Origin of the sequence: Streptomyces sp. NPDC049597, assembly GCF_040675505.1 — a bacterium.
GTDB lineage: Bacteria > Actinomycetota > Actinomycetes > Streptomycetales > Streptomycetaceae > Streptomyces.
The window spans coordinates 548,414-573,153 of record NZ_JBFAOY010000001.1 but is presented as its reverse complement, the minus strand read 5'-3'; the positions used below and the strand labels follow the sequence as shown (position 1 = coordinate 573,153).

At 70.2% G+C, this 24,740-nt stretch carries 19 protein-coding genes, 2 tRNA genes and 3 pseudogenes; 15 read left to right on the top strand and 9 right to left on the bottom strand.

Annotated features, from left to right (window positions below; all coding sequences use genetic code 11):
- Positions 1 to 120: 120 nt before the first annotated feature.
- The gene (locus AB0K02_RS02580; protein ID WP_365990478.1) at positions 121 to 759 is read left to right on the top strand and encodes a DsbA family protein; all 639 of its coding nucleotides are present in this window, start codon (positions 121 to 123) and stop codon (positions 757 to 759) included.
- A gap of 226 nt (positions 760 to 985) precedes the next feature.
- On the opposite strand, the pseudogene AB0K02_RS02575 reads toward AB0K02_RS02580, so the two are convergent.
- Positions 986 to 1,270: pseudogene (locus AB0K02_RS02575) on the bottom strand (glycerophosphodiester phosphodiesterase); the annotation flags it as partial.
- A gap of 332 nt (positions 1,271 to 1,602) precedes the next feature.
- Positions 1,603 to 2,075: pseudogene (locus AB0K02_RS02570) on the bottom strand (ATP-binding cassette domain-containing protein).
- A gap of 47 nt (positions 2,076 to 2,122) precedes the next feature.
- Here AB0K02_RS02570 and AB0K02_RS02565 point away from each other — a divergent pair.
- Positions 2,123 to 2,506, top strand: a pseudogene (locus AB0K02_RS02565) (histidine phosphatase family protein); the annotation flags it as partial.
- Here AB0K02_RS02565 and AB0K02_RS02560 read toward each other — a convergent pair.
- Positions 2,490 to 3,926, bottom strand: a complete 1,437-nt coding sequence (locus AB0K02_RS02560; RefSeq protein WP_365990477.1) for an amino acid permease — start codon at positions 3,924 to 3,926, stop codon at positions 2,490 to 2,492. The pseudogene AB0K02_RS02565 and the gene AB0K02_RS02560 overlap by 17 nt on opposite strands.
- Before the next feature lie 137 nt (positions 3,927 to 4,063).
- Complete coding sequence (locus AB0K02_RS02555) at positions 4,064 to 5,449, bottom strand: amino acid permease (RefSeq protein ID WP_365990476.1); 1,386 nt, start codon at positions 5,447 to 5,449, stop codon at positions 4,064 to 4,066.
- A 261-nt stretch (positions 5,450 to 5,710) separates the two neighbouring features.
- On the opposite strand from AB0K02_RS02555, the gene AB0K02_RS02550 reads away from it, so the two are divergent.
- Complete coding sequence (locus AB0K02_RS02550) at positions 5,711 to 6,295, top strand: biotin transporter BioY (RefSeq protein ID WP_365990475.1); 585 nt, start codon at positions 5,711 to 5,713, stop codon at positions 6,293 to 6,295.
- 68 nt (positions 6,296 to 6,363) lie between these two features.
- Here the strand turns inward: AB0K02_RS02550 and AB0K02_RS02545 are convergent, their stop codons facing one another.
- The gene (locus tag AB0K02_RS02545) at positions 6,364 to 7,809 is read right to left on the bottom strand and encodes an amino acid permease (protein WP_365990474.1); all 1,446 of its coding nucleotides are present in this window, start codon (positions 7,807 to 7,809) and stop codon (positions 6,364 to 6,366) included.
- Between the two features lie 169 nt (positions 7,810 to 7,978).
- Between AB0K02_RS02545 and AB0K02_RS02540 the strand changes: the two genes are divergently transcribed.
- Both AB0K02_RS02540 and AB0K02_RS02535 read left to right on the top strand, forming a co-directional pair.
- Positions 7,979 to 8,473 (top strand): ribose-5-phosphate isomerase, encoded by a 495-nt coding sequence (locus tag AB0K02_RS02540; protein WP_365990473.1) that lies wholly within the window; start codon positions 7,979 to 7,981, stop codon positions 8,471 to 8,473.
- Complete coding sequence (locus AB0K02_RS02535; RefSeq protein ID WP_365990471.1) at positions 8,473 to 9,294, top strand: DNA-formamidopyrimidine glycosylase family protein; 822 nt, start codon at positions 8,473 to 8,475, stop codon at positions 9,292 to 9,294. Before AB0K02_RS02540 ends, AB0K02_RS02535 begins: the two co-directional genes overlap by 1 nt.
- Before the next feature lie 46 nt (positions 9,295 to 9,340).
- Here AB0K02_RS02535 and AB0K02_RS02530 read toward each other — a convergent pair whose 3' ends face one another.
- Positions 9,341 to 10,570 (bottom strand): GNAT family N-acetyltransferase, encoded by a 1,230-nt coding sequence (locus AB0K02_RS02530; RefSeq protein ID WP_365990470.1) that lies wholly within the window; start codon positions 10,568 to 10,570, stop codon positions 9,341 to 9,343.
- Between the two features lie 106 nt (positions 10,571 to 10,676).
- Here AB0K02_RS02530 and AB0K02_RS02525 point away from each other — a divergent pair, with 106 nt between their 5' ends.
- The gene (locus AB0K02_RS02525) at positions 10,677 to 11,822 is read left to right on the top strand and encodes a PP2C family protein-serine/threonine phosphatase (protein WP_365990469.1); all 1,146 of its coding nucleotides are present in this window, start codon (positions 10,677 to 10,679) and stop codon (positions 11,820 to 11,822) included.
- Between the two features lie 101 nt (positions 11,823 to 11,923).
- Positions 11,924 to 12,385: an HD domain-containing protein gene (locus AB0K02_RS02520; protein WP_365990468.1), complete on the top strand. Its 462-nt coding sequence runs from the start codon at positions 11,924 to 11,926 to the stop codon at positions 12,383 to 12,385.
- A gap of 6 nt (positions 12,386 to 12,391) precedes the next feature.
- Here AB0K02_RS02520 and AB0K02_RS02515 read toward each other — a convergent pair whose 3' ends face one another.
- A complete protein-coding gene (locus AB0K02_RS02515; RefSeq protein WP_365990467.1) occupies positions 12,392 to 13,567 on the bottom strand; it encodes an acyltransferase family protein in 1,176 nt (391 codons plus the stop codon).
- A 432-nt stretch (positions 13,568 to 13,999) separates the two neighbouring features.
- Between AB0K02_RS02515 and AB0K02_RS02510 the strand changes: the two genes are divergently transcribed.
- Positions 14,000 to 14,194: a hypothetical protein gene (locus AB0K02_RS02510; RefSeq protein ID WP_177150833.1), complete on the top strand. Its 195-nt coding sequence runs from the start codon at positions 14,000 to 14,002 to the stop codon at positions 14,192 to 14,194.
- An 87-nt stretch (positions 14,195 to 14,281) separates the two neighbouring features.
- Here the strand turns inward: AB0K02_RS02510 and AB0K02_RS02505 are convergent.
- A tRNA-Gly gene (locus tag AB0K02_RS02505) sits at positions 14,282 to 14,352 on the bottom strand.
- A 154-nt stretch (positions 14,353 to 14,506) separates the two neighbouring features.
- On the opposite strand from AB0K02_RS02505, the gene AB0K02_RS02500 reads away from it, so the two are divergent.
- The 5 genes from AB0K02_RS02500 (at position 14,507) to clpX (ending at position 19,140) form a co-directional block, all read left to right on the top strand.
- A tRNA-Pro gene (locus tag AB0K02_RS02500) sits at positions 14,507 to 14,583 on the top strand.
- Between the two features lie 147 nt (positions 14,584 to 14,730).
- Positions 14,731 to 16,122 (top strand): trigger factor, encoded by a 1,392-nt coding sequence (gene tig, locus AB0K02_RS02495; RefSeq protein WP_365990466.1) that lies wholly within the window; start codon positions 14,731 to 14,733, stop codon positions 16,120 to 16,122.
- 259 nt (positions 16,123 to 16,381) lie between these two features.
- Positions 16,382 to 16,987 (top strand): ATP-dependent Clp protease proteolytic subunit, encoded by a 606-nt coding sequence (locus tag AB0K02_RS02490; protein WP_365990737.1) that lies wholly within the window; start codon positions 16,382 to 16,384, stop codon positions 16,985 to 16,987.
- Positions 16,988 to 17,027: 40 nt separating this feature from the next.
- Entirely contained in the window at positions 17,028 to 17,702 is a 675-nt protein-coding gene (locus AB0K02_RS02485; RefSeq protein WP_177150825.1) for an ATP-dependent Clp protease proteolytic subunit, read from the top strand.
- Positions 17,703 to 17,850: 148 nt separating this feature from the next.
- Positions 17,851 to 19,140 carry an ATP-dependent Clp protease ATP-binding subunit ClpX gene (gene clpX / locus AB0K02_RS02480; protein WP_177150824.1) on the top strand — a complete coding sequence of 430 codons (1,290 nt, stop codon included), beginning with the start codon at positions 17,851 to 17,853 and terminating at the stop codon, positions 19,138 to 19,140.
- Between the two features lie 266 nt (positions 19,141 to 19,406).
- Here the strand turns inward: clpX and AB0K02_RS02475 are convergent, their stop codons facing one another.
- Positions 19,407 to 20,402, bottom strand: a complete 996-nt coding sequence (locus tag AB0K02_RS02475) for a hypothetical protein (protein WP_365990465.1) — start codon at positions 20,400 to 20,402, stop codon at positions 19,407 to 19,409.
- A 137-nt stretch (positions 20,403 to 20,539) separates the two neighbouring features.
- On the opposite strand from AB0K02_RS02475, the gene AB0K02_RS02470 reads away from it, so the two are divergent.
- Together AB0K02_RS02470 and AB0K02_RS02465 are read left to right on the top strand one after the other, a co-directional pair.
- Positions 20,540 to 23,161, top strand: coding sequence for a valine--tRNA ligase (locus AB0K02_RS02470; protein ID WP_365990464.1), 2,622 nt, complete (start codon positions 20,540 to 20,542; stop codon positions 23,159 to 23,161).
- 86 nt (positions 23,162 to 23,247) lie between these two features.
- Positions 23,248 to 24,738: a folylpolyglutamate synthase/dihydrofolate synthase family protein gene (locus AB0K02_RS02465; RefSeq protein ID WP_365990463.1), complete on the top strand. Its 1,491-nt coding sequence runs from the start codon at positions 23,248 to 23,250 to the stop codon at positions 24,736 to 24,738.
- The last annotated feature ends 2 nt before the right edge of the window (positions 24,739 to 24,740 follow it).

Genomic DNA, 24,740 nt, shown 5'->3' with positions numbered 1-24,740 from the left:
CGTTCGAACAGGAGCGATCCTCCCATGTGCTCCTGGCAGCCGGTACGGGGGAATCCCTCGCACGCGGGTGGCGTTGCCCCTGCGAGGCAGGCAGGGCGCCGCCCGTTCACGAGGAGTGACATGTCCGACAACGGCAAGACGCCAGTCGACTTCTGGTTCGATCCCCTGTGCCCCTGGGCCTGGATGACCTCCCGCTGGATGCTGGAGGTCGAGAAGGTCCGCGACGTCCAGGTCCGCTGGCACGTGATGAGCCTCGCCGTGCTGAACGAGAACAAGCTGGACGAGCTCCCGGAGGAGTACCGGGAGATGCTCGCCACCAAGGCATGGGGCCCGGTGCGGGTCGTCGTCGCCGCCGCGCAGGAGCACGGCGAGGACGTGCTCGGCAAGCTGTACACCGCGCTCGGCACCCGCTTCCACAACAAGGGGGAAGGGCCGACCCCCACGGCGATCCGCGAGGCGCTGGAGGACGTCGGCCTGCCCGTCTCGCTCGCCGAGTACGCCGACAAGGACACGTACGACGCCGAGCTGCGCGCCTCCCACGAGGAGGGGATCAGCAAGGTCGGCCAGGAGGTCGGCACGCCGGTCATCGCGGTCCCGGGCGCCGACGGCGAGCAGATCGCCTTCTTCGGCCCGGTCGTCACCCCCGCCCCCAGGGGCGAGGAGGCGGCGAAGCTGTGGGACGGCACGCTGCTGGTGGCCTCGATCCCGGGCTTCTACGAGATCAAGCGCACCCGCACACAGGGGCCGATCTTCGACTGAGACCGGACACCGGACAACGGCCCCCGCGAGTCATGTCCTCGCGGGGGCCGTCCTCTTCCGCCTGCCCGGTGACGCTGAGAAGACGATCACGGCAGGACGTCCCACCACCGGGTCGGGCGCGAACAGCGGGGTGCGCCCCGTGGCCTGCTCGGAGCGCGTCGCCACGCCCTCCCCCTCCTTATTGCACACCTTGCGCAACTGCGGCAGCAAGGGGGTCGGACCGTGATCAGTGCCTGGTTCCGGGACCGGCGGTGAACTCCTCGCGCGCGGCGACCGCGAGGTCGGGGAAATCGGTGACGACGGCGTCGACGCCGAGCCCGTAGTGCAGGGCGTACTCGGCGAACGCGTCGCCGAAGCCGTTCGGGTCCGTCCCCCGCCGCAGCTCCGCGGGCAGGAACTGGTTCTCCGCGCGGAACGTGTACGCGCCGACGCGCAGCCCGGCCGCGTGCGCGTCCGCGAGCAGCGTCGACGGCGCGACGACGGACGACTTGTCCGGACCGATCCAGTCGGCGTCTCGGGCGCGAGTGGGGGACGCTGTGCACACGCTGGTCACACGAGGCTGCGGCGGAGCGGCGGCGGGGTGGCCGCCTGATGGCCGGTCAGGTCCGGCGGGCACGGGCCCGTGCCGCTGCCAGCCGGGCTGCACCGGGGTGCCGGGCGCGGCGTCCACCCGGGGAGCCCTCTCGCAGTCGCCCTCCAGCAGCCGGAAGGTGCCGTCATCGCCCGCGGTGCCCGGCAGCAGGTTGATCCGCGGCCGCCCGAACGACCGTGCCACGAACGTGTCGTGGGGCCGGTGCCAGAGCTCCTCGCGGGTGCCCGTCTGCACGATCCGCCCGTCCCGGATCACCCCGATCCGGTCACCCAGGGCGAGCGCCTCCACCGAGTCGTGCGTGACGTACAGCGTGGTCGTGCCGTGGACCGCGCCGATGGCCTTGAGCTCGGCGCGCATCGCCTGGCGCAGCTTGGCGTCCAGGTGGGACAGCGGCTCGTCGAGCAGGAACGCCCGCGAGCCGGCCGCACCAGCACCCGCCCGAGCGCCATCCGCTGGCGCTGCCCGTTGGACAGTTCGCCCACGGGCCGGTCGAGCAGCGCGCCGATGCCGAGCAGGCCGGCGATCTCCCCGATCCGCTCGCGCGCCTGGTGTGCGGGGAGGCGGTGGCGCGGCGAGCGGAGCGGGGAGGCGAGATTGTCATATGCCGAGCGGTGTGGATAGAGGGCGTACGACTCGAAACACATGGCGACGCCCCGGTCGTACGGCTCCACGCCCGTCATGTCCTCGCCGTTGAGCCGACCGTGCCCGCGGTGGGCTCCTCCAGGCCCGCGATCGTCTCGAGGGTGGTCGTCTTGCCCGCCCCGGACGGCCCGAGAACACGCGCTGCGGGAATGCGACTTCGGGGTGGTCGAGGGCCGCACGCTCGCCGAGTTCGCGGCCGCGGACCCGGCCGGAGCGGACGCCTTCCGCGCCGATCCGGTGGCCCATCCGTTCCCGGACGCGGAGGACCCCCGGGCCGCGGCGGCCCGGGGGTCCGGAGCACTGCGCCGGATCGCCGGCGAGCACGAGGGGGAGCGGGTGCTGGTGGTCGCCCACAACACCCTGCTGCGGCTGGTGCTCTGCGAGCTGCTCGGCATCCCGCTCGCCGACTACCGCAGGGTCTTCCCGCAGCTGCGGAACGCGGCGGTCAGCGAACTGCGCCTCGCGCCGGACGCCGAGCGCGCCGCGCTCATCAGTCTCAATCTGCCGTGCTGACCCCGGCGGTCCCGGACTCGCCCGCCCGGGCACGCGACGCGCGCACCTTCTGGAGCGTGAAGCCGGCCGCGGAGAGCACCAGGGTCAGGATGCCGGTGCCGAGCAGCTGGAGCCGGGTCTCCTCCTCGCGCAGCATCAGCACGAAGACCGCCGCCATGCCCAGCAGCGCGACCCATGTCAGGGCCGGGAAGAGCCACATCTTCACGACCAGCTTCTCGGGCGCCTCGCGCTCGGTGCGGCGGCGCAGGATCAGCTGGGAGACGGCGATGAAGATCCACACGACGAGGATGATCGCGCCGATGGTGTTCAGCAGCCACATGAACACGTCGTCCGGACGCCAGTAGCTCAGCAGCACGCAGAGGAATCCGAAGACCGAGGAGACGAGCACCGCGAGCCGCGGCACGCCGCCGGAGAGCCGGCCGAGCGCCTTCGGTCCCTCGCCGCGCGCCACCAGCGAGCAGGCCATGCGGGAGGCGCCGTAGATGTTCGCGTTCATCGCCGACAGCAGCGCGACCAGCACGACCACGTTCATGATCTGCCCGGCCGCGGGGATGCCCAGGTGGTTCAGGGTCGCGACGTACGGGCCGACCTCGACGACCTTCGGGTCGTTCCACGGCACGAGCGTGACGATGACCGCCATCGAGCCGATGTAGAAGACCGCGATGCGCCACATCGCCGTGCGCACGGCCTTGGCGACACCCTGCACGGGGTGCTCGGACTCGGCGGCGGCGATGGTCACCGTCTCCAGGCCGCCGTAGGCGAAGACGGAGGCGAGCAGACCGACGACGAGCCCCTCGGAGCCGTTCGGCATGAAGCCGCCGTCACCGGTGAGGTTGCCCGTGCCGGGAGTCTCGGTACCGGGCAGGACACCGACGATGGCGAGCACGCCGATGCCGAGGAAGAGGACGATCGCGCCGACCTTGAGCGCGGCGAACCAGAACTCGAACTCGCCGAAGTTCTTCACGGCGGCCAGGTTGGTGCCGCAGAACACCAGCATGAACAGGGCGACCCAGGCCCACTCGGGGGAGTCCGGCAGCCAGCCCGTCATGATCTTGGCGGCGCCGATCGCCTCCAGGCCCACCGCCACGCACAGCAGGAACCAGAACGCCCAGCCCGCGGTGAAGCCGGCCCAGGGGCCGATGGCGCGCTCGGCGTGCACGGAGAAGGAGCCGGAGGCGGGGTTGGCCGCCGACATCTCGCCGAGCATGCGCATCACCAGCATGACGAGCAGGCCGGAGAGCGCGTAGGCGATGACGATGGACGGGCCGGCCGCGGCGATGCCGGCACCCGAGCCGACGAACAGCCCGGCTCCGATGACGCCGCCGAGGGCGATCATCGACAGGTGGCGTTGTTTGAGTCCGTGCGTGAGCAAGACGTCGGCCTGCTGGTCGACGGGCGCGGGCGCGGAGGTCCGGGACATGTGGCGGCCCTGTTCGTGTGCAGAGACGGGTGAGCAGCCGACAGTCTGGGCGCGCGTCCCCTCACGGGGAACGCTTGTCCGCTATACGGTCACGATGTTCACGGAAGGTCCACAGCTGAGCACAGCGTGTCCGGTGGTCATCCCCGCCGCGAACGCACCTCGCGGACGGCGGCCACCAGCAGCACGGCGGCGGTCGCCCCGGCCGACCACAGCACCTGGGGACGGGCCGCGTCGTCGTTCAGCATCAGCACGAGGACCGCGGCCATGGCTGCCAGCGCGGCCCAGGTGAGCCAGGGGAACGCCCACATCCGCAGGGTCAGCCTCTCCGGCGCCTCCGCCTCGATGCGGCGGCGCAGCCGCAGTTGGGAGACGGCGATCAGGCCCCAGACGAACAGCAGCACAGCGCCGACCGCGTTGAGCATGTAGAGGAACACGGAATCGGGCCACTTGAGGTTGAGCAGCACGGACGCGAAGCCGAAGGCGACCGACGCCAGCACGGCCCGGCGCGGCACTCCGGAGCCCGTGACCCTCAGCAGCCCCCTGGGCGCCTCGCCCCGCTCGGCGAGCGAGAAGACCATGCGGGAGGCGCCGTACAGATTGGCGTTGAGGGCGGACAGCAGCGCGACGAAGACGACGATCTCCATGATCCGCCCGGCGCTCGGCACGCCGATCGAGTCCAGCACCGTGACGTACGGGCTGAGCTCCGCCTGCTGCGCGGTCCACGGCAGCACGGTCACGATGACGGCCATCGAGCCGACGTAGAAGAAGAGGATGCGCGCCACGGCGCTGCGCACGGCGCGCCCCACCGCGCGGGCGGGGTCGTCCGTCTCCGCTGCCGCGATGGTGACGACCTCCAGACCGCCGAAGGCGAACACGACGGCCAGCACGCCCGAGACGACGCCGGACCAGCCGTTCGGAAGGAAGCCGCCGTCGCCGGTGAGATGGGTCAGGCCGACCGGCTCGGTGTCCGGGAGCAGACCGAAGATCGCGAGCGTGCCGAGCAGCAGGAACAGCACGAGCGCGCCGACCTTGAGGGCGGCGAACCAGAACTCGAACTCGCCGAAGTTCCTCACCGCCGCGAGGTTGGCGGCGGTGAACACCAGCATGAAGACGAGCACCCACCCCCACTGGGGCACGGCGGGCAGCCAGCCGTGCGCGATGGAGGCGGCGGCCGTCGCCTCGGCGGCCAGCACCACCACGAGCAGGAACCAGTACAGCCAGCCCACGCTGAAGCCGGCCCAGCGGCCGAGCGCCCGCTCCGCGTGCACCGAGAAGGAGCCGGAGGCCGGCATCGCGGAGGACATCTCGCCGAGCATCCGCATCACCAGCGTCGCGAGCGCACCCGCGATCAGATACGACACGACGATGCCGGGTCCGGCGACGGCGACACCCGCGCCCGAGCCCACGAAGAGCCCCGCGCCGATCACCCCGCCCAGCCCCAGCATCGTCAGATGACGCTGCTTGAGCCCGTGTTCGAGAGGTTCGGCCTCGGTGGCCAGGGTCGTGGGCGACACGTCGTGCATGGCGGGCAGTGCTCTCGTCTCACTCTGTGCGAGTTATGGGGAACCTACAGTCTCCCCGAGCACCGGCCCGGGACGCAAAACGGGCCACGTGCCCCGGACCTCAGTGACGAGCATCACGCGATGGGATGCATGGCGCGGACTCTTTGTCCACACTCCACCAATGGGTCAACCGCCGCTTTGTGGGCGGCTGCTGGTGATACGGCGATTGCCCTGGGCTACCGTCACCGTGTCCCCCGCTGCCCTCACCCCCGTGGAGCCCCGATGAGCACTGCCGTCGCCCCTGTCCGACCCGGAGCCGTACTGGCCGACCTGCTGCCGGCGTCCCGTGTCCGCGACATCGCCCTCGTCGCCGGCGGCGCCGCGCTCACCGGCCTCGCGGCCCAGATCTCCGTCCCGGTCCCCGGCTCCCCGGTCCCGGTCTCCGGCCAGACCTTCGCCGCCCTGCTCGTCGGCACGGCACTCGGAGCCCGGCGCGGCTTCCTCTCCCTCGGCCTCTACGCGGTGGCCGGCGTGGCCGGCATGCCGTGGTTCGCGCAGGGCGCCTCCGGCTACGCGATGCCGTCCTTCGGCTACATCCTCGGCATGCTGCTGGCCGCCACCGTCGTGGGCGGCCTCGCGCGCCGCGGCGCCGACCGGACCGTGCTGCGCACGGCGGGCGCGATGGCCGCCGGCTCCGCGATCATCTACGCGGTCGGCGTCCCGTACCTGGCGCTGGCCACCGGCATGTCCCTCGGCGAGGCGGTCGCGGCGGGCCTGGTCCCGTTCCTCATCGGCGACGCGCTGAAGGCGGCGCTGGCGATGGGCGCGCTGCCCACCGCCTGGAAGCTGATCGGCCGCCGGGGCTGAGACCGCCCGTACGAACGCCGCAGCCCCGGCCCGCTCGGAAGCGGACCGGGGCTGCGGCGTTCGGCGTGTCAGCCGGAGACGGCGGCGGCTGCCTTGCGCTTGCGCACGACGTCGAGCGCCACACCGATGGACACGACGACCGCGGCGACGAGCACCGACAGGAGCGCGACCTCACGGTTGGCGTCGTCGTAGAGCATGTAGCCCAGCACGAACACGATCATCGCGGCGGTCGCCCAGGTCAGGTACGGGAAGAGCCACATCCTCACCGTCACCTTCTCGGGCGCCTCGCGCAGCAGGATCCCGCGCATGCGCAGCTGCGTGAAGCAGATGACCAGCCAGACGAACAGGGCCACGGCGCCGGAGGAGTTGAGCAGGAAGAGGAAGACCGTGTCCTTCCACATGTAGTTGAAGAAGACGGCGACGAATCCGAAGACGACGGAACCGAGGATCGCGGCGGTCGGCACACCCTTCGCGTTGACCTTGGCGAAGGACTTCGGCGCGTCACCGCGCTCGCCCAGCGAGAAGGCCATGCGGGAGGCGGTGTAGAGGCCCGAGTTGAGACAGGACAGCACGGCCGTCAGGACGATGACGTTCATGATCTGGCCCGCGGCCGGGATGCCGATCGAGTCCAGCGCGGCGACGTACGAGCCCTTCTCCGTGATCGACTTGTCGTTCCACGGCAGCAGCGTCAGGACGACGAAGATCGAGCCCAGGTAGAAGACCGCGATGCGCCAGATCACGCTGTTGGTGGCCTTGGTGACCGCGCGCCGGGGGTCCTCCGACTCGCCGGCGGCCAGGGTGACGATCTCGCTGCCCATGAAGGAGAAGACCACCATCAGCACGCCCGTGAGGATGGCGCCCGCGCCGTTGGGCAGGAAGCCGCCGGCATCGGTCAGGTGCGCGAACCCCGCGCCGGGGTTGTCGGAGCCCGGCAGCAGGCCGAAGACGGCCAGCAGGCCGATGACGACGAAGGCGCCGATGGCGACGACCTTGATGCCGGCGAACCAGAACTCGAACTCGCCGTAGGAGCCCACGGAGACGAGGTTGGTGGCGGTCAGCACGACCATCACGATCAGCGCCCAGGCCCACTGGGGAACGGCCGGTATCCAGCCCTCCAGGATCACGGCGCCCGCCGTGGCCTCCACGGCGAGGACCACGACCCAGAAGAACCAGTACAGCCAGCCGATGGAGAATCCGGCCCAGCGGCCGAACGCGCGGTCGGCGTACGCCGAGAAGGATCCGGAGTTCGGGCTGGCGGCGGCCATCTCGCCCAGCATCCGCATCACGAAGACGACCAGCAGGCCGACGAGCGCGTACGACACGAGGATGGCGGGCCCCGCGGCCGCGATACCGGAACCGGAGCCGACGAACAGGCCGGCTCCGATGACGCCACCGATGGCGATCATGGACAGGTGGCGGTTCTTGAGACCGGCCTTGAGACCGTCGGAGGAAGGCTGCTGCCCCGGGGTGAGGGACTGGCCGCCTTCCTTTGTGAGGGTCGTCTGCGACGTCATGGACGAATCCTTATGTCTTGGTGCCGCTCGGGTTACGAACCTGGGAATTGAAACTCAGTACCCCGCGGTACGGAAGGGCCGACTCCGATTCGTTGCCTTCGTCACGTGAGCGAAACCCGAGCCGGGCCCCGGGCCGGTGGGCGCCCGCCCCGCATGCCACACTCGGACCATGCGCGTGTACCTCGGCTCCGACCATGCCGGCTTCGAACTCAAGAACCACCTCGTCGAGTGGCTCAAGGCCCACGGCCACGAGCCCGTGGACTGCGGGCCCCACATCTACGACGCCCAGGACGACTACCCGCCGTTCTGCCTGCGTGCCGCCGAGAGGACGGCGGCGGACGAGGGCAGCCTCGGCATCGTGATCGGCGGCTCCGGCAACGGCGAGCAGATCGCCGCCAACAAGGTCAGGGGCGTCCGTGCGGCCCTCGCCTGGAGCGAGCAGACCGCCGCGCTCGGCCGCGAGCACAACAACGCCAACGTCGTCGCCATCGGCGGCCGCATGCACTCCCTGGAGGAGTCGACGAAGTTCGTCGAGATCTTCCTCAGCACCCCGTACTCGGGTGAGGAGCGTCACACGCGCCGCATCGACATGCTCTCCGCGTACGAGACCACCGGCGAGCTCCCCCCGATCCCGGCGCACCACCCGCAGGAGCCGACCGCCTGATGCCCGAAGGGCACACCATCCACCGACTGGCCGCCGACCACTTCGAAAGGTTCGGCGGCCGGTCCGTGCGCGCCACCAGTCCCCAGGGCAAGTTCTCCGACTCGGCCGCCCTGGTGGACGGCCAGGTCCTCGAGACCACCGAGGCCCACGGCAAGCACCTCTTCCTCGGTTTCGGTCCGCTCGGCTGGGTCCACATCCACCTCGGCCTGTTCGGCAAGGTGAACTTCGGTGACGCCCCCGGGCCGCCGCCCACCGACACGGTGCGGCTGCGCCTCGCGAACCCGGACTCGTACGTCGACCTGCGCGGCCCGACGGCCTGCGCGCTGCTCACCGACGCGGAGAAGCAGGCGATCCACGACCGCCTCGGACCCGATCCGCTGCGCCCGGACGACGGGCCCGGCAGGGCCTGGGCCCGGATATCCCGCTCGCGGACGACGATCGCCGCCCTGCTCATGGACCAGAAGATCGTCGCGGGTGTCGGGAACGTCTACCGCGCCGAGGTCCTGTTCCGCCACGGCATCGACCCGTACCGCGCGGGCAAGGACCTCACCCGGCGCGAGTGGGACGCGATCTGGGACGACCTGGTGGCCCTGATGCGTGAGGGCGTGCGCAACAACCGCATCGACACGGTCCGTCCCGAGCACACCCCCGAGGCGATGGGCCGCCCGCCGCGCGTCGACGACCACGGCGGCGAGGTCTACGTGTACCGCCGGGCGAACCTGCCGTGCCACATCTGTGGCGGCGAGATCCGCACCGCCGGTCTCGCCGCCCGCAACCTCTTCTGGTGCCCGGCCTGCCAGCCCGGTCCCGCAGGCGTGTGAGGTGCGGGAGCCCTTGGCGGGCCCCCGCTGCCCGCGCTCGCGTCCGCTAGAACCCGTGCGGCAGCCACGGCGCGACGTCGGAGCCGAACGCCGACGACGTCTGTGCCAGCGCCCCTTCCCGCAGCTCCCGCACCCGCCCCGCTCCCGCGAGCGACGACAGCGACACGCCGCCCAGGTACGCCGCGCCCAAATCGCGTACCGACACCGTCAGTTCAGCGGCATCCTCGGTCCGCTCGCAGGACGCGCCCTTCGCGTCGCCCGACAGCCGCCAACGGCCGCTGTTCCACGGGCAGAAGGCGTCCTCGACGTCGAGCACCACATCGACCGGCGCCGCGTACGTGCGCGCCTCCAGCGCCGCGCCCACGTCCACCAGCCGCACGTGCAGCGAGTCCCGCAGCCGCACGTTGCACCGCCGGATGTCCGAGACCAGGTGCAGCAGCGGGTCGTCCACCGGCCGGTTGCGGGCCTGCACGGTCGAGGTCAGGTCGATCTCGCACAGGAACCGCCACAGCGCCGCGTACGCCGCCGGGTCCAGCGCGTCGATGTGGCGCACGCAGACCGCGCCCTCCGGTCCCGCCGGGGACCACTGCGGCTTGTTGTGGAAGCGGACGTACCCCACGACCTCGCCGTCCCGCTCGGCGAGGACGCACTGCATCGCCGACGCCCCCTCGCGCTCGCCGGGCGGATCGAGCAGCGCCAGGCCCTCCCAGCCCGGGGTGCGGGCGAGCATGCCCGGCCGTGAACCGATGGTGCGCACATAGACGCGTTCGCAGGACTCCGCGCCCTCCTCGACCGTCACGAAGCGCAGGCGTACGTCCTCCGCGCCCGGCGGCACGGCGATCCGCACCCGGGAGGAGTCGACCTCCACGGACATCTGGTGGGTCGCCGTGCCGTACCCGAAGCGTCCGTAGATGGCGGGCTCGGAGGCGGTGAGGACGGCGAGCGGCTCGCCCAGGGCCCGGACGTCGTCCAGTTGACGGCGCATCATCGAGCTGAGGATGCCGCGCCGCCGGTGCGTCGCCGCGACGCTCACCATCGTCACGCCCGCCGCGGGCACCATCGCGCCGCCCGGGACCGAGACCTGGAACGTGAACGCGCCCGCCGTGCCGACGCACTCGTCGCCGTCCCAGGCGGCGAGCGACCGCTCGGTCTCGGTCAGCGACTCGAACAGCTTGCGCTCCTGCCGGGAGTCGGGGACACCGCCGAAGGCACGCTCCAGCTTCCCGTACCACTGGTCCCACTCGGACCGCTGCAACACCCGCAGTTGAGTCGTCATATGCCATGCCTACCAGCCGCGAGCGGCCCGTCGCGACCCGATTTCGAACGCAATGTCGCGGGGTCCCCCTGCACGCCCGGCGGGCGGATGGATAGGGTCCTGCGCAATGGCCCGCGGCGCAGCAGCAGACTCGTTCACGGCCCGGCAGCGGAAAGCCGTGTACCGGGTCCGTACCGCCATGCGCCGGTCCGCCGTCGACTACTTCCGCGGCGGCGGCTCCGACCGGCTCGCGCTCGCCGGCCTGCTGCTGACGATCCCGGCCATCACCTGGGGCACGATCGTCTCCCCGGTGTGGTTCTCGCCGGTCGCCCTGGTGCTGCCGATCGTCGCCGGCGGCCTCGTGCTGCGACCCGCCAGCCTGCTGGGCCTGTACGCGGTGGCGGCGGCCGCGCTGATAGTGGAGTCCATAGCGCTCGGGCCGTACACCGAGGGTCCGGCGAGGGTCACCCCCGGCACCGTCCTGGTCGTGGCGGCGTGCGGCTCCTTCGGGCTGCTCATCGCGCAGTTCCGGGCCCGGGTCGGCGTGCCGTGGCGGCGCGGCGGCACGATGCTCTTCGACCTGCGCGAACGCATCCGGGTCCAGAGCGCCCTGCCGCGGCTGCCGCAGGGCTGGCACCGCGAGATGGCCCTGCGCCCGGCCGGGGGCCAGTCGTTCTCCGGCGACTTCGTGGTCGCGGCCCGCACGAACGGCGGCCGCACGCTGGAGGTCGTCCTGACCGACGTCTCCGGCAAGGGCATGGACGCCGCGTCCAGGGCGCTGCTGCTGTCCGGTGCGTTCGGCGGACTGCTCGGCTCGCTGCCGCCGCACGGCTTCCTGCCCGCGGCCAACGGCTACCTGCTGCGCCAGGACTGGGACGAGGGCTTCGCCACCTCGATCCATCTGGTCCTCGACCTGGACTCCGGCGACTACGAGCTGCTGTCCGCGGGCCACCTGCCCGCGCTCCAGCTGAACGCGGGCACCGGCCGCTGGGAGGAGAAGGCCGCCGAGGGCCCGCTCCTCGGGGTCTACGACGGGGCGCAGTTCGACCCGGTCAAGGGCACCCTGCGCCCCGGCGACGTCCTGATGCTGTTCACCGACGGCCTGGTGGAGGCGTCGGGACGCGACATCAGCGAGGGCATCGACCGCCTGACCGGCGAGGCCGACCGCTATGTCGTCCCCGGTTTCGAGGGCGCGGCCTGGCACCTGATCGAGGCGGTCGCCAAGGACGTCAACGACGACCGGGCGCTGCTCCTGCTGTGCCGCCGGCCATGAGCACCGGACCCGCGGGCGCCGCGCCGTCGTCGCGAGCGTCAGAGGCGGCGAGAGGTACGCATACCCGGGTGCGAGGGTCCCGGGAGCCGTAGAGTCGAGCCATGCCGCAGCAGAACCTGAGCCTGGCCGAGATCGAGGCCCTCGCCCGCGAGGCCCACGCCGGTCAGACCGACAAGGCCGGGATCCCGTACACCGAGCACATCGCCGCCGTGGCGGAGGGCGTACGCGCCCGGGGCGGGAGCGACGAGCAGGTCGCCGCGGGCTGGCTGCACGACGCGGTCGAGGACGACGTCCTGAGCCGCGAGTGGCTGGAGGGCGCGGCGCTGCCACAGCCCGTGAAGGACATGGTCCTCGCCCTCACCAAGGGCGAGGGCGAGGACCTGGAGTCCTACACCCGGCGCATCCTCGACACGCCCGGCGCGCTTCTGATCAAGGAGGCCGACCTGGCGCACAACTCCGACCCCGGGCGCCTCGCCCTGCTGGACGAGGAGACGCGCGACAAGCTGACCGAGAAGTACGCGAGGACGCGGCGCCTGCTGGGCCTCGACGACGCCGGCGCCTAGATCACGTCAGCGGCGCGCGCCGAGCTCGGTGGCGTCCCCGCGGAACGCCCATGGCATGTCGGGCTCGGTGACGGGCCGCAGGGCACGCCGGACCGGCGGCGTGCACAGCAGCGTGACGGCACCCGCCGCGAAGAGCGAGACGAAGACCAGGCCGAGCGGGCTGGCGAGCCAGGGGTTCTCCTCGAACACGCCGAAGTAGTCGCCGCCCTTGACCAGGAAGCCGTGCAGCAGATAGCCGCAGATGGTCCCGGCGCCCAGCGCCGTCATCCAGCTGTTGCGGCCGGGCACCCAGGCGAGGAAGGCGGCCGACAGGACCAGCGCGCACACGAGCAGGCCGAGGAAGACCACGACTCCCGACCACCACGGCGCGCCGAGCTCCTGCACGCTGCTGGACCGGTAGAACCAGTTGAGCCTCAGCCGCGGCGCGGCCCAGTACGCGAACAGCGCCGTGCCCGCGAGCAGCGGCAGCGTCAGCAGGCGCACCTCGCGCCGCCGGACCAGCTGGAAGTGCTCCGGGCGCAGGCACAGGCCGAGCACGAAGAAGGGCAGGAACTGCAGCACGCGCTGGAGGTTGAGGTCCGCCCCGATGTTCGGGGTGAGTGCCGCGAGCGTGGCGATCCCCAGCGCGATCGGCAGCGGCCGGCGCACGATCCGCCACAGCGGCGTGGTCAGCCGCCAGACCAACAGCGCGGCCAGGAACCAGGTCAGGTAGAAGGGGTCGAGCAGGCTGACCGGTTGCCCCGGGTCGTCGTCCGCGTACCGGGCGAACAGGGAGTACGCCACCTCGAAGACGACGTACGGCAGCGCGATCCCGGTCAGCAGCCTCCGCAGCTGGTGGGGCTTGCCCTGGTAGCTGCGCGAGAAGTAGCCGGAGATGATGATGAACGCCGGCATGTGGAACGTGTAGATGATCATGTACAGCGCCCGGGCGGCCCGGCTGCCGTCCATCACCGGCTCCCAGGCGTGCGCCACGGCCACCAGCACGATCGCCAGGTACTTCGCGTTGTCGAAGTACGCGTCGCGACCGGCGGACTTCTTGGGCTCCGGGGCCGGTCCGGGGGCGGACTTCCGGCCGGTCGTCACGGGGGCGGCAGCGGTCGCCGCCCGCGTGGCAGGGGTGGGTCCTGACTCCGGAGCCTCGGGGAGCGGAGCCCTCTGATATCCGTGCGCAGCGTGGAACATTCAAGGCACCTTAGCCGCGCGCATTCGATTTCGTAAAACACCCGGTGACGCGGACCATTCGAATCTGAAACCGCCACCAACCGCCCTCTATGCCCCAATTAATCCCCCTTAAACAGGGCATATCGCGGCACTGGGAAGGTGATGTGAATTACGTCTGCGGAGGCCTTCGAATTTGGTGTGACCAACATGTGGGGGCATGGAAACGATCACGTCGTATTCCTTCTCCTATTTCACTCCGCCGGGCTACGGGACCCGCCGCGCCGCCCTGCCGGACCGGGCCGGGGCGGTTCGGCTTGGCGTGATCTTGACGGCGACGATTCGTCACCCCGCAGCAGGGGCAAGCAGCTTGGTGGCACGATGGTGCGGGCGGGGGTGTGCTGGGCCGCACGTCCCCGGGCCGGCAAGGCGGACCGACCGAGGGTGTGATCAGTTGTGGCCATTTCACTGTCTGTTGTGCTGCTGTTGGCGATCGTCCTCGTGGTGCTGATCCGCAGCGGCTCCATCAAGCCGGGGCCGGCCATCGTGGCGGCGCTGTTCGGGTTCTTCCTCGCGTCGACGGGCATGGCCCCGTCGATCAACAGATTCATGAACTCGATAGCGGAGACGATCAATCAGATCAGCTTCTGACCCTTCCGCGCACGCGCCGACAGGCGCGGAAACGACTTCGGGCCCTGCCCGGTGGGAATCCACCGGGCAGGGCCCGAAGTGCTGCAGAGCGGGCGACGGGAATCGAACCCGCGTAGCTAGTTTGGAAGACTAGGGCTCTACCATTGAGCTACGCCCGCACGGACCGCGCCGCAGGTCACGACCGTGCGGCACGAAGAGCATCGTAGCGGGTCCCCGCCGCCGGGCGCACACCCATTCCGCGCACCGCCGAAGACGCCCCCGAAACGGACCGGCCCACCGGCCCCGGGGCATGTACCCTACGGTTCGCACCGACGGGGTGTGGCGCAGCTTGGTAGCGCGTCCGCTTTGGGAGCGGAAGGTCGTCGGTTCGAATCCGGCCACCCCGACCAGCAAGATCACGTTGTGAGGCTCCTCCTGCTTGCCGTTACTATGCAAGCTGCGTGCCCGTGTGTCTGATGTACCGGGCCCGATGCGCTGAACCGCTGAATCGCAGCGTCAGCGAACCCCAAGAAGTCAGCCACCAAGGAGACCGAACCGTGAAGAGCGCCGTGGAGACCCTGAACCCGACCCGGGTTCGGCTCACTGTCGAGGTGCCCTTCGAGGAGCTCAAGGCCAGCCTCGACGCGGCGTACAAGAAGATCAACCAGCAGGTCACGGTCAAGGGCTTCCGCAAGGGCAAGATCCCGGCCAGGGTCATCGACCAGCGGTTCGGCCGTGGTGCGGTGCTGGAGGAGGCCGTCAACGACGCCCTCCCGAAGTTCTACACCGAGGCGGTCAACGAGGCCGAGATCAACCCGCTCGGCCAGCCCGAGGTCGACATCACGGAGCTGAAGGACGGCGAGACGCTGAACTTCACCGCCGAGGTGGACGTCCGCCCGACCATCGAGATCCCGGACTACTCCGGCATCGAGGTCACCGTCGACGCCGTCGAGGTCACCGACGAGGACGTCGAGAAGTCCGTCGAGCAGCTGCGCGAGCGCTTCGCCTCCACCAACCCGGTCGAGCGCGCCGCCGCCGAGGGCGACGTCGTCACGATCGACCTGGAGGCCAAGGTCGACGGCGAGGTCCTGCCCGACGGTGTCGCGAACGGCGTGTCGTACACCATCGGTTCCGGCGAGCTCCTCGACGGCATCGACGAGGCCGTCACCGGCCTGGAGGCCGGCGGCGAGGCCACCTTCACCTCGCAGCTGAAGGGCGGCTCCGCCGAGGGCAAGGACGCCGAGGTCACCGTCAAGGTCACCGCCGTCGCCGCCCGTGAGCTCCCCGAGCTCGACGACGACTTCGCGCAGATGGCGAGTGAGTTCGACACCCTCGAGGAGCTGAAGGCGGACAGCCGCAAGCGCCTCGAGAACATGAAGCAGTACGACCAGGCCACGCAGGCCCAGGAGCGCGTCCTGGAGAAGCTGCTCGAGCTGGTCGAGGTCCCGGTCCCCGAGAAGCTGCTCGAGGACGAGATCAACACCCGTAAGCACAACCTCGAGCACCACCAGCTCGGTCAGATGGGTCTGACCCTCGACAAGTACCTGGAGATCCAGGGCAAGACCGCCGAGGAGTTCGACGCCGAGACCAAGGAGCAGGCGGTCAAGGGCATCAAGACCCAGTTCGTCCTCGACGAGCTGGTCAACAAGGAGAAGCTGAACGTCAACCAGGAGGAGCTCACCGAGCACCTCATGCGGCGCGCCGCCTCCTCCGGCATGAGCCCCGACCAGTTCGCCCAGGCCGTCGTCGAGGGCGGCCAGGTGCCGATGCTCGTCGGCGAGGTCGCCCGCGGCAAGGCGCTGGCCGTCGTCGTCGAGGCCGCCACGGTCACCGACACCAACGGTGAGGTCGTCGACCTGGAGGACGAGGACGAGACCGAGGCCGCCGCCGAGACGGTCGAGGCCGTCGTCGAGGGTGACGCCGAGGGCGACGAGAAGTCCGAGGCCTGAGCCTCGCGCCCACTCATGGACGGGCCCCGGACGCCGCAGGGCGTCCGGGGCCCGTCGGCGTGGACGGCCGGGACGCCGGGCACCGCCGGGGCCCAACTACCTTGCGCTCCGAGCGAACAGTTCGGGAACCGGGATGGCTATGTCCGACCTGCGCGTTAGGGTCCATGAATACGAGGGCAGGGGAGTCCCCGCCCCAGTACCAAGACGCTGAGACGGCCGAAGCCGTCAGAGACGAGCAGGTGGACACGTGACGAATCTGATGCCTTACGCCGCCGGTGAGCCGTCCATCGGTGGTGGCCTCGGCGACCAGGTCTACAGCCGGCTGCTCGGCGAGCGCATCATCTTCCTCGGCCAGCAGGTCGACGACGACATCGCCAACAAGATCACGGCGCAGATGCTGCTCCTGGCCGCCGACCCCGACAAGGACATCTACCTCTACATCAACAGCCCCGGTGGCTCGGTGACGGCCGGCATGGCGGTCTACGACACCATGCAGTACATCCCGAACGACGTCGTGACGATCGGCATGGGCATGGCGGCGTCCATGGGCCAGTTCCTGCTGACGGGCGGCGCCCCGGGCAAGCGCTTCGCCCTGCCGAACACCGACATCCTCATGCACCAGGGTTCGGCCGGTCTCGGCGGTACCGCCTCGGACATCAAGATCCAGGCCGAGTACCTGCTCCGCACCAAGAAGCGCATGGCGGAGATCACCGCCCAGCACTCCGGTCAGACCGTCGAGACGATCATCCGTGACGGTGACCGGGACCGCTGGTTCACCGCGGAGGAGGCCAAGGACTACGGCCTCATCGACGAGATCATCTCCGCCGCATCGGGCGTCCCGGGCGGCGGCGGCACCGGCGCCTGAGCCGCAGAGCCCCCACCCGAGCCCGCAGAACGCCACCAGGATGGTGAACACCCACATGAGCAACTTCTCCGCGAGCGGCCTCTACACCGGCCCCCAGCCGGACAACCGCTATGTCGTCCCGCGCTTCGTCGAGCGCACCTCGCAGGGCGTGCGCGAGTACGACCCGTACGCGAAGCTCTTCGAGGAGCGCGTGATCTTCCTCGGGGTGCAGATCGACGACGCCTCCGCCAACGACGTGATGGCGCAGCTGCTGTGCCTCGAGTCGATGGACCCGGACCGCGACATCTCGATCTACATCAACAGCCCCGGTGGCTCCTTCACCGCGCTGACCGCCATCTACGACACGATGCAGTTCGTGAAGCCGGACATCCAGACGGTCTGCATGGGCCAGGCGGCGTCCGCCGCGGCCGTGCTGCTGGCCGCCGGCACCCCCGGCAAGCGGATGGCCCTGCCGCACGCGCGCGTGCTGATCCACCAGCCGTCCTCGCAGACCGGCCGGGAGCAGCTGTCCGACCTGGAGATCGCGGCCAACGAGATCCTGCGCATGCGCGAGCAGCTGGAGGAGATGCTCGCCAAGCACTCCACCACGCCGATCGAGAAGGTCCGCGACGACATCGAGCGCGACAAGATCCTGACCGCCGAGGACGCGCTGGCGTACGGCCTCGTCGACCAGATCGTCTCGACCCGTAAGAGCACGGCCGCAGCGGCCGCCTGACGGATCCGGCAGCACCCTTGGTGCGGTACACGACAAAGTGAACCGCGCCAAGGGGGGCCCGAACGGGGGGCCAGGCAAGGTACCGTCGGATATGAGGCACCAGGAGCCGGCTGAACCAAGCCGCTCCCAGGCGAAGGGGAAGCACCTCGTGGCACGCATCGGTGATGGCGGCGACCTGCTCAAGTGCTCGTTCTGCGGAAAGAGCCAGAAGCAGGTGAAGAAGCTCATCGCAGGCCCCGGGGTGTACATCTGCGACGAGTGCATCGACCTCTGCAACGAGATCATCGAGGAGGAGCTCGCCGAGACGAGCGAGGTGCGCTGGGAGGAGCTTCCCAAGCCGCGCGAGATCTACGAGTTCCTGGAGAGCTACGTGGTCGGCCAGGAGCCGGCCAAGAAGGCGCTCTCCGTCGCGGTGTACAACCACTACAAGCGCGTCCAGGCCGGCGAGAACGGCGGCGCGCAGGGGCGGGACGACGCGATCGAACTCGCCAAGTCCAACATCCTGCTGCTCGGGCCCACGGGTTCGGGCAAGACTCTGCTCGCGCAGACGCTGGCCCGCATGCTGAACGTGCCGTTCGCGATCGCCGACGCGACCGCGCTGACGGAGGCCGGCTATGTCGGTGAGGACGTCGAGAACATCCTGCTCAAGCTGATCCAGGCGGCCGACTACGACGTCAAGAAGGCCGAGACCGGGATCATTTACATCGACGAGATCGACAAGGTCGCCCGTAAGAGCGAAAACCCGTCGATCACCCGGGACGTCTCGGGTGAGGGTGTACAGCAGGCACTCCTCAAGATCCTGGAGGGGACCACCGCCTCGGTCCCCCCGCAGGGCGGCCGCAAGCACCCGCACCAGGAGTTCATCCAGATCGACACGACGAACGTGCTCTTCATCGTGGGCGGCGCGTTCGCCGGCCTCGAGAAGATCATCGAGTCGCGTGCGGGGGCGAAGGGCATCGGCTTCGGTGCCACGATCCGCTCGAAGCGGGAGATCGAGGCGAGCGACCAGTTCCAGGAGGTCATGCCGGAGGACCTGGTCAAGTTCGGCATGATCCCGGAGTTCATCGGCCGCCTCCCCGTCATCACCTCGGTCCACAACCTCGACCGCGAGGCGCTGCTCAAGATCCTGGTCGAGCCGCGCAACGCGCTGGTCAAGCAGTACCAGCGCCTGTTCGAACTCGACGGCGTGGAACTGGACTTCGACCTCCCGGCCCTGGAGGCCATCGCCGACCAGGCGATCCTGCGCGGCACGGGTGCGCGTGGCCTGCGGGCCATCATGGAGGAGGTCCTGATGTCGGTGATGTACGAGGTCCCGTCCCGCAAGGACGTGGCCCGCGTGGTGATCACGGAGGACGTGGTCCACAACAACGTGAACCCGACGCTGGTGCCGAGGATCGTGAAGGACGAGGGCAACGGCCGCCACGAGAAGAGCGCGTAGGCGCGCGCAGCGCGTGAACGGCGAAGGGCGCCCGGCCGGTTGAGGAACCGGCCGGGCGCCCTTTTGCCCGCCGACCGGCTGGTGCCGAGGCCCCTCGTGCTGCGGCGCGTCCGCGGGGAACCGCGAACGTCCGAGCCGTCATCGCCTGGTGGATCGGCGCGATGTGCGCACACGTGGCAGTCGGCTGGACCCAGCGGGGTCACGGCCCAGGAAAGGGGGACGCCCCGCCGGCCGGATGAGGCAGACGGGGCTCGGATCGGCAGTGGTCACAGCTTCGCGCGCGACGCCTTGTAGTGCTTGGCGGTGAGCTCGGCGACCTCGTCGAGCGAGTAGCCCTTGCCCGTCATGATCGCGGCCAGGTCCATCGCGTTGACGACACCGACGGTGCTGTAGTCGGCCCAGATGCAGGTCGGGATCATGAACTCCTTCGGACCGTTCTTCGCGGTGCCGTCGCCCTTGGAGTTGATGAACTTGATCTCCTGGCACTTCATCAGAGCGCCCTCGAAGCCCGACGGAGCCTTCTCGACCGGGTCGCCGACGGGCTCGATCTCCATGTCGGGGCCCAGGTCGTTGCTCTCGTCGTCCTTGTAGTTGGCGAAGGCGGTGTCGATCGCCTTCTCCGGGTCCGCGACTTCGCCCCACATGCCGTTGAGGCTCATGTTCTTGGCCTTGAGCGGGTCGCTGCTGTCACCGGACTTGTACTCGGCCGCGATCATGCTGGGGTTGGTGATCCCCATCGCGGTGGCCTTCTTCTTCTGCTCGTCGTCCATCGGGGCCGTCTTGTCGGCACCCTGCTTCTTGTAGTCGTCGATCGACGCGGCAGGCGCGACCTTGTAGCCCTTGGTGTCGTCCGCGACCGCGCCGTTGCCGCCGCTGCCGCCGAAGAGGAAGTACGCGCCCACACCCAGCGCCGCCACAACGGCCACCGCGCCGATGATCAGACCCGTCTTCTTGCCGCCGCCCTGTGCCGGCGGGGGCGGCGGGTAGGCGCCCGGGCCCGCGCCGTACGGAGGCTGCTGGCCGTACTGCGGCTGCTGGCCGTAGGGGCCCGGCTGCTGCGGCTGACCCCACTGGCCGGGCTGCTGCTGCGGAGGCACGCCCTGCGGGGCCTGCTGCGGATACCCGTAGCCGGGTTGCGGGGCCTGCGGCTGCTGGCCGTAGGGGCCCGGCTGCCCCTGCGGCTGGCCGTAGGGGCCCGGCTGGCCGTACGGGCCCGGCTGCTGCGGCTGGCCGCCGTACGGACCCGGCTGGTTGTAGCTCATTACGGGTGTTCCCCTCGTGATGTTTATGTGTTCCCGACATCCTGGCGCAAGCGGCCTCCCCCCGGGGCGGCGGGGGGCACACCGTTACGGAACAATCGCGTTTCAGGACCGCGCCGTGACACCCCTAAACTGACCCCGTGACCGAGAACACTCAGCATCAGCCAGCCAGCACCCCCGACCTGCCGACCCAGTACGCGCCGGCCGACGTAGAGGGGGCGCTGTACGAGCGCTGGGTAGAGCGCGGGTACTTCGAGGCGGACGCGAAGAGCGAGAAGCAGCCCTTCACCGTCGTCATCCCGCCGCCGAACGTCACGGGCAGCCTGCACCTCGGCCATGCTTTCGAGCACACGCTGATCGACGCCGTGACCCGCCGCAAGCGGATGCAGGGCTACGAGACGCTGTGGCAGCCCGGTATGGACCATGCCGGCATCGCCACGCAGAACGTGGTCGAGCGTGAGCTCGCCAAGGAGGGCAAGTCCCGTCACGACCTCGGTCGCGAGGCCTTCATCGAGCGCGTCTGGCAGTGGAAGAGCGAGTCCGGAGGCCAGATCTCCGGGCAGATGCGCCGCCTGGGCGACGGCGTCGCCTGGTCCCGCGAGCGGTTCACGATGGACGAAGGGCTGTCGCAGGCCGTTCAGACCATCTTCAAGAAGCTGTACGACGACGAGCTCATCTACCGCGCCGAGCGCATCATCAACTGGTGCCCGCGCTGTCTGACGGCCATCTCGGACATCGAGGTCGAGTACCAGGACGACGACGGTGAACTCGTCTCCATGAAGTACGGAGACGGTGACGAGACCATCGTCGTCGCCACAACTCGCGCCGAGACGATGCTCGGTGACACCGCCGTCGCCGTCCACCCAGACGACGAGCGCTACAAGCACCTGGTCGGCAAGCAGATCAAGCTGCCGCTGACGGACCGTTCGATCCCCGTCGTCGCCGACGAGCATGTCGACCCGGAGTTCGGCACCGGTGCCGTCAAGGTGACGCCGGCCCATGACCCGAACGACTTCGAGATCGGCCAGCGGCACAACCTGCCGTCGCTCGCCGTCATGGACGAGCGCGCGGTCATCACCGCGCACGGCCCCTTCCAGGGCCTGGACCGCCTGGAGGCCCGTTCCGCCATCGTCGCCGCGCTGCGCGCCGAGGGGCGGATCGTCGCCGAGAAGCGCCCCTACGTCCACTCCGTCGGCCACTGCTCGCGGTGCAAGACCACCATCGAGCCGCGCCTGTCCATGCAGTGGTGGGTCAAGGTCGGCCCGCTGGCGAAGGCGGCCGGCGACGCCGTGCGCGACGGCAAGGTCAAGATCCATCCGCAGGAGATGGAGAAGCGGTACTTCGACTGGGTCGACAACCTCCACGACTGGTGCATCTCGCGCCAGCTGTGGTGGGGCCACCGCATCCCGGTCTGGTACGGGCCGAACGGCGAGACCGTCTGCGTCGGCCCGGACGAGGAGCCGCCGAGCGGCGAGGGCTGGCACCAGGAGACCGATGTCCTGGACACCTGGTTCTCCTCCGGCCTGTGGCCGTTCTCCACGCTCGGCTGGCCCGAGCAGACCGAGAGCCTCGCGAAGTTCTATCCGAACTCGGTCCTGGTCACCGGCTACGACATCCTCTTCTTCTGGGTCGCCCGGATGATGATGTTCGGCATCTACGCGATGGACGGCACCCCGCCGTTCCACACCATCGCCCTGCACGGCATGGTCCGCGACCAGTTCGGCAAGAAGATGTCCAAGTCCTTCGGGAACGCGGTCAACCCGCTGGACTGGATGGACAAGTACGGCTCCGACGCGCTGCGTTTCACGCTCGCCCGCGGTGCCAACCCCGGCGTCGACGTGCCGATCGGCGAGGACTGGGTCCAGGGCTCGCGCAACTTCGCCAACAAGATCTGGAACGCGACCCGCTTCGCGCTGATGAACGGCGCGACGGTCGAGGGGCCGCTGCCCGCGCCCGAGCGGATGTCCTCCACCGACCGGTGGATCCTGTCGCGGCTGAACAAGACGGTCGCCGAGGTCGACGCGTACTACGAGGACTACCAGTTCGCGAAGCTCTCCGAGTCCCTCTTCCACTTCGCCTGGGACGAGGTCTTCGACTGGTACGTCGAGCTGTCGAAGACGACGTTCTTCGCGGGCGGCGAGCAGGCGAGGGTGTCCGGCCGGGTCCTCGGTGAGGTCCTGGACGTGATGCTGCGCCTGCTGCACCCGGTCGTCCCGTTCGTCACCGACACCCTGTGGACGACGCTGACCGGCGGCGAGTCCCTGGTCGTCGCCGACTGGCCCGCCGACAGCGGCTTCCGTGACGAGGCGGCCGAGCGGGAGATCGAGCTGGTCCAGCGGGTCGTCACCGAGGTTCGCCGGTTCCGCAGCGACCAGGGTCTGCAGCCCGGCCAGAAGGTCCCGGCCAGGCTCACCCTGGACGGCACGGCCCTCGTGCCGCACGAGGCGGCGATCCGTCAGCTGCTGCGTCTGCAGCCGGAGGGCGAGGGCTTCCACGCCACCGCGTCGCTGCCGGTCGCGGGCGCCAAGGTCGCGCTGGACCTGTCGGGCACGATCGACGTCGAGGCGGAGCGCAAGCGTCTGACGAAGGACCTGGCGGCGGCCGAGAAGGAGAAGGCGCAGGCCACGGCCAAGCTCGGCAACGAGGCGTTCCTGGCGAAGGCGCCGGACAACGTGGTCGACAAGATCCGTAGGCGTCTGGCCACGGCGGACGAGGACATCGCCCGCATCACGACCCAGCTGGAGAACCTGCCGCAGGGCTGACGGCGCACGTCCAGGTACGGGTGAGGCCCCGGGGATCCACCGGGGCCTCACCCGTACCTGTCGGTTCCGCTCCGTAGACTGGACCCGTGAGTGAGCACCCCGACCCGTTCGACGAGATCGTCGATGCCGAGACCGACCGTGACCCCGACCTGGCGGTGATCGAGGCCGGCAGCCGCACGCTGCGCGCGCAGGCCGGGGCGCCGCAGAGCGACGCCGCGCCCGCCCGGCCCGCGGACCCGGAGGTGGACAAGGCGCTGCGCGAGGTCGAGGCCGACCTGGCGACGCGCTGGGGCGAGACCAAGCTGGAGCCCTCGGTCTCCCGGATCTCCGCCCTGATGGACGTGCTGGGCGAGCCCCAGCGGGCGTACCCCTCGATCCACATCACCGGGACCAACGGCAAGACGTCCACGGCCCGCATGATCGAGGCGCTGCTCGGCGCCTTCGAGCTGCGCACCGGGCGGTACACCTCGCCCCACGTGCAGTCGATCACCGAGCGGATCAGCCTGGACGGCGCCCCCATCGACGCCGAGCGCTTCGTCGACACCTACCGCGACATCAAGCCGTACGTGGAGATGGTCGACGCGAGCCAGGAGTACCGGCTCTCCTTCTTCGAGGTGCTCACCGGCATGGCGTACGCGGCGTTCGCCGACGCGCCGGTGGACGTCGCCGTCGTCGAGGTCGGCATGGGCGGCAGCTGGGACGCGACGAACGTGATCGACGGCTCGGTCGCCGTGGTCACGCCGATCAGCCTGGACCACACCGACCGGCTCGGCGCCACGCCCGCCGAGATCGCCGGCGAGAAGGCCGGGATCATCAAGCAGGGCGCGACGGTCATCCTGGCGCAGCAGCCGGTGGACGCCGCCCAGGTGATGCTGAAGAAGGCCGTGGAGGCCGACGCGACGGTCGCCCGGGAGGGCATGGAGTTCGGTGTGGTCTCCCGGGAGATCGCGGTCGGCGGCCAGCTCCTGACGCTGCGCGGACTCGGCGGCGAGTACGACCAGATCTTCCTCCCGCTCTACGGAGCCCACCAGGCGCACAACGCGGCGGTCGCGCTCGCCGCGGTCGAGGCCTTCTTCGGCGTGGGCGCCGAGCAGGCGCGTGCGCTGGACATGGACACCATCCGCAAGGCGTTCGCCTCGGTCTCCTCCCCGGGCCGTCTGGAGGTCGTGCGCCGCAGCCCCACCGTCGTGCTGGACGCCGCCCACAATCCCGCGGGCGCGCAGGCGACCGCCGCAGGCATCACGGAGTCGTTCGGCTTCTCCCGCCTCATCGGCGTGGTCGGCACGAGCGACGACAAGGACGTGCGGGGCCTGCTGGAGGCGTTCGAGCCGATCTTCGCCGAGATCGTCGTCACGCAGAACTCCAGCCACCGTGCCATGGACGCGGACGCGCTCGCGGCGATCGCCGTGGAGGTCTTCGGCGACGAGAGGGTGGTCGTGGAGCCGCGTCTGGACGACGCGCTGGAGGCGGCGATCACCCTGGCGGAGGAGGAGTCGGAGTTCGCCGGCGCGGGCGTGCTGGTGACCGGTTCCGTGATCACGGTCGGCGAGGCCCGGCTGCTCCTGGGGAGGGGCTGACA